We start from the raw sequence: 5,051 nt of genomic DNA on the forward strand, positions 1-5,051 counted from the left end.
GGGTGGAGCAGCTCGGTAGCTCGCTGGGCTCATAACCCAGAGGTCGCAGGTTCAAATCCTGTCCCCGCTACGAGAACGAAGGGACCCGGCAGATGCCGGGTCCCTTCGTCGTTGAGCCTCCGGCTATCTGCATCAGCCCAGGTGTCAGCGCGAATCGGTCTGGGCGTAGCGGTAGTCCAGGATGTCGGGCTTGCCTTTCTCGGGCAGGAGCACCAGGGCGTCGCCCTGGAAGACATCGACCAACTCCGCCTTCGCGGCCATGTTCGAGGGCGGCAAGGCGCCGCAGAACACGGCCCGTTGGATGCTCCTGAGCGAGGAGGCGCGCACCACGCTGATGGACTGGGAGACCATCTGGGCTCCGTCACTGTCCTCCCAGTTGCAGGCCGCGCTTGCCGAGAACGCCCACAGTGAGGACTTGTGTGCCATCGACGCGGACGTGCGTGCCGACCCCGTTGCGGGCCCGATCTACACCGCCCTGGGCAGCCCGTCGATAGCGCCTGACGGCGTGGTGCGCCGGCTGAACCACCCCTTGTACGGGCCGGGCATCGCGAAGATGGTCGCCTCGGCGCCGTACGCCTCCCCGCACACGAGGGCGATCATCGTGATCTTCCATCCTGACGGCGAAAGAGCGAATGCCTCAATAGCAGGTCAAATAGGTCACCCCGGCTAGACCGCTCCCGGTTGCGTGTGCTTTTCTTCACAACGCAGCGATTCGCGGACCCGCACTGATCACAATGCGCACATGCATGTCCCAACTGCCCTTGTCGAGATCGATCCTTGTGTCTCCGCGTGGCCCCCTGAATTCCCCGGAACGTGGGGAATGGCGAACTGTGTTCTCGTTGCCTCCGTCGAGGGGGCGCTGCTTGTGGACACGCCCTACACGGCAGAACTGACGAGAACCCTGACGGCGGCAGCACATCGCGTGCTGCCGCCGTCTGCTGCGATATCGACGGTCGTCAACTCGCACGCCAACGGCGACCACAGCTACGGCAACAGTCTGTTCCCCGACGCGGAAATCGTCTCGACCGCCGCCAACCTCGAGCACCTGTGCGCCGAGCCGGCGCCCGAGCAGATGCAGACGCTTCTGGATCGGTGCCAGGCGGACGATCCGTTCCAGCGTTACCTGCTGGCCCACTTCGGGCGCTACGACTACCGCGGGCTGCGTCTGACCCCGCCCACCCGCACCTTCAGCGAAAGGCTCACTCTTCAGGTCGGTTCTACTTCCGTCGAACTGATCGAGGTCGGGCCCGCGCACACGGTCGGTGACCTGATCGTGCACATTCCGGACAGCGGCGTGGTGTGCGCCGGCGATGTGGTCTTCGTCGGGGACGTTCCGGTCCACTGGGCGGGTCCGCTCGGCGGTGTTCTGGACGCCTGCCAGCAGATCCTCGACCTCGCCCCGCAGGTCGTTGTCCCCGGGCACGGTCCCCTCATCGGCCCGGCCGAAGTCCGCAGCTACATGGAGTTCGTCGGTGAGGTGCGCGACCGCATCCACTCGCTGCATGCCAGGGGACTCCCGGTACAGGAGGCCGCCCAGGTGCTTCTGCGCGAGCACCGGCGGGCGGACCTGGGCCTGACCGAGCGGCTGGCCGTGCTCGCCATCACGGAGTACCGCCACCTCGACCAGGTGACCGCCCCGTTGCCGCTCGTCGACATGCTCAGCACGGCGGTACGTCTGGCTCCGGGATGCGTCCCAACCTCCATTCCCGAGCGTCACACCCTGCTCACCGACTTCGGCTCGCGCACCTGACCTGCGCCCGCCTCCTTATCCTTCCCGGAGCTTTCATGCCACCCGCGTACGTCAGCCGCCCGACCATCGCGCTGCCGCCGCATCAGGTCACCACCGACGAGATCTGCGAAGACATCCAGCACGCCCATCCGAACCTCCCCCGTCTCGGCGTCATGCTGCGTTACGCCCGCCGCACCCAGGTCGCCACCCGCCGCTTCACCCGTCCCCTCGCCCACCGGGCGATCTCGGGCGACGCCCCCATCGCCGAACGCAACGAGATCGCGTTCACCGACGCGGCCGGCCTCGCCGTTCAGGCAGCCTGCCAGTCTCTGCAGGCCGCCCGTCTCACTGCGGCTGACGTCGACTGCGTGGTCACCTCTCACACCACCTCCTGGACGGTGCCGGGGCTGGACGTCCACCTCATCGAAGAGCTGGGACTGCGCCCCGACGTGCGCCGGATTCCGATGAGTACGCTGGGCTGCGTCGGCGGCGCCCACGCCCTGGCCCGTGCCGCCGAACACGTCGCGGCCCACCCCGGGAACACGGTCCTCGTCGTCGTCGCCGAGATGCTGAGCACCGTCTACTCCCATCAGGACACCAACACCGAGTCCATGATCTACAAAACGCTCTTCGGCGACTCCGGCGGCGCGTGCCTGGTCACCAGCGAGCCCCTGGGGCCGGGCCTGCGCATCGACAGCGTGTGGGAGTACGTCCTGCCGGGCAGCCGGCAGCGCTACTCGGGCCGCTTGGACGCGCACGGGCTGCACTTCGACTCCGAGCGGTCGGCCACCGAGGCCGTCAGCGACATCATGCCGGCCCTGCACGGCCACCTGTCCGAACAGGGGCTGGAACAGGTCGAGTTCACCGTGCTGCACCCAGGAGGCCCGAGGATCATCGAAGACGCCGAGCGAGGCCTCGGCATCGATCAGGAGCCAGGCCTGGAGGACAAGGCCAAGGTGACCCGACACACCTGGTCCACGATGCGCGAGGACGGGAACCTGGGCGGCGTAGGCGTCCTGTCCGTGCTCTCCCGCACCCACGACGACCCTCCTGCCGACGGCGCCCGCGGCCTGCTCCTCGGTGTCGGCCCGGGCTTCGCCGCCACCGCCGCCACCGCCACCTGGCGGACCTGAGCCGACACCGGCCCGCTCCGAGCCCCACCGCTCGCGACGGAGTCGCCCCACAGGCCCCGTCCCTCAACGCCCGACCGGCTCCGCTCGACCGAGTCCGCGGCCCACGGCCTCCACACGTCGCGCATACAGCCATGCCCGCGCATCCGTGGACCGCCGGGAGAATCGTCCCAGCTCCAGGCAACTATCCGGTGGCTGCCGGAATCTGTGCCAGCTACGGCTGCCCGTGGTGAACGGTCGCGCGAGATGGGGCCTTTTGAGCGATATGGAACACTGGCGCGGCGGAGACAGTCCGGCCCTATGCCGGTGCCCGGGAAGGAGGGGCGCCGCGGTGTCAGGCCGGGAGTTGCCGCCACGGTGCAGGCACCGCCCGCGGCAGCTTGCGTCGCCGCGCCGGCCAGGCCGCGGGGCTCCTGTCGCCAGGAAGGTTGAGTGTGATGTTTCAGGGCGAGCGGCTCGCCGGCCGGTATGTGCTGCGCGAGGTTCTCGGCGCGGGTGGGATGGGCACGGTCTACCGGGCCGTCGACGAGCGGCTGGAGCGCGAGGTCGCCGTCAAGGTCGTTGCTCTGTCCGCGGCACCCGAGGCCCAGCGGCTCCGCTTCGAGCGAGAGGCTCGGGCGATGGGGCGGCTGCGCAGCGCGCACGTAGTAGCCGTGCACGATGTCGGCGAGGACCTCGTCGGCGGACACCGGATCGGCTTCCTGGTACTGGACCTGCTCCCGGGCGTGCCGCTGAGCACCGTGCTGGCCGGCGGCCTGCCGGCGGTGGAGGACGTGGTGGCGTGGGGACTGCAGCTGTGCCGAGGACTGCGCGACGCCCATGCTGCCGGGGTCGTGCACCGGGACGTGAAGCCGGCCAACGTGATGCTGTCGCCCGAGGGCACGGTCGTGCTTGTCGACTTCGGGATTGCCCGGCTCGACGCTGGCATGCAGACGGTCACGGTGATGGGCACGCCCGCATACATGGCGCCCGAGCAGCTGCGGGGTGATGCGGTTAATGGCCGGTGCGATCTGTATGCACTGGGGTGCCTGTTGTATGAACTGCTCACCGGGCAGCCGCCGTTCGGGCGGGGCAGGGTGCGGGCCGAGGGTGCCGAGCCTGTGCCGTTGCGGCGGGTGCGGCCGGGGGTGCCGTCCGCGCTCGAGGAGCTGGTGCTGGACCTGCTGCGCGTAGATCCTGCCCGGCGTCCGGATGCAGTGACCGTCGAGCGTCGCCTGGCCGCGGCCCTGGAGCCGGTTCCTCAGGTCGCTGCGGAGACGGAGACCGCCATGTGGGAGATGGTGACGCAGACGGCGCCGTGCCGCGGGAGCGCCGCGGAACCGCCCGCCGTCCCCCTGCCCCGGCCGGCTGCCCCCTCGCCGGGTCCAGCCTCTTCGGCCGCCGCACCACTGCGGACTGCCGGGCCTGCGCGCGGGATGGGCGGAGGGTGGTCGGCGCTTTCGGGAGCGGCCGGGCTGTGGGGGCAGCTGTCGCTGTTCACCGGGATGCCCGGGTGGGCGGCGGCGGCCCTGGCCGCGGTAGTGGGCGTGACTCTGTGGGCGCTGTGCGGGCCGCATGACGAGGAAGAGGCCGCCTCGGGCGGAACCGTGCTGATGGCTCTGGCGGCAGGCGGCATGCTGAGCCTGTACCTGGCGTTCTGGTCGCCGGCGCCGTGGTGGATCGCGCTGACCATTCTGGTGGTCGCGGGCCCGGTGCTGCTCGGGGGGTGCACGCTGGTCGGCAGGCTGATCTTCTTGATCGCCGGCGAGGGGGCCCGGGTGGAAGCCGGCGCCACGGCGGGTATGGCCAACGCGGCGGTGCTGGTTGTACTCACGGGGCAGTTGCCGGTGGCCGCAACCGTGACGATGGGAGTGGGGGTCTGGCTGCTGGTCGCACTTGTCGCCGCAGCCCCGGGACTGCTGCCGCAGCCCGAACGACGAGCTGATCGAAGCAAGGCGGCTTGCCTGTAGAGGCGGCCGCGAGGCCGCGGCGACGACTACGACCCGCGGAAAGCATCGCGACGGCGGCCGTCGATGAAAGTGGCGAAGCGGTATCCGCCGACCCGAGCATGTGCTCTCTTCCGTCCAGAATCCGCCAGGTACCCAGCGCCGGATGCCCGGCCAGGGAGTGCGTGTCGGGATGTACGGAGGTCAGATGGGGGACACCATCGTCCGCTGCGCGTAGTCGCGCAGGCCCGGCAGATCGGGGCGCAG

The 5,051-nt window shown here is 69.9% G+C and carries 4 protein-coding genes; all 4 read left to right on the forward strand.

Annotated features, from left to right (window positions below):
* The first annotated feature begins 259 nt into the window (after positions 1–259).
* The 4 genes from RM812_RS43245 to RM812_RS40500 all read left to right on the forward strand — a co-directional run bounded on the left by RM812_RS43245 (position 260) and on the right by RM812_RS40500 (position 4,808).
* Entirely contained in the window at positions 260–670 is a 411-nt protein-coding gene (locus RM812_RS43245; RefSeq protein ID WP_394816601.1) for a hypothetical protein, read from the forward strand.
* Positions 671–820: 150 nt separating this feature from the next.
* Positions 821–1,750, forward strand: a complete 930-nt coding sequence (locus tag RM812_RS40490) for an MBL fold metallo-hydrolase (RefSeq protein ID WP_311585763.1) — start codon at positions 821–823, stop codon at positions 1,748–1,750.
* Between the two features lie 35 nt (positions 1,751–1,785).
* Positions 1,786–2,862 carry a PhlD gene (locus RM812_RS40495; RefSeq protein WP_311585765.1) on the forward strand — a complete coding sequence of 359 codons (1,077 nt, stop codon included), beginning with the start codon at positions 1,786–1,788 and terminating at the stop codon, positions 2,860–2,862.
* A gap of 434 nt (positions 2,863–3,296) precedes the next feature.
* On the forward strand, positions 3,297–4,808 hold the full coding sequence (locus RM812_RS40500; protein ID WP_311585767.1) for a serine/threonine-protein kinase: 1,512 nt from the start codon (positions 3,297–3,299) through the stop codon (positions 4,806–4,808).
* Positions 4,809–5,051: the final 243 nt, after the last annotated feature.

This window comes from Streptomyces lancefieldiae (genome assembly GCF_031845825.1).
Classification (GTDB): domain Bacteria; phylum Actinomycetota; class Actinomycetes; order Streptomycetales; family Streptomycetaceae; genus Streptomyces; species Streptomyces lancefieldiae.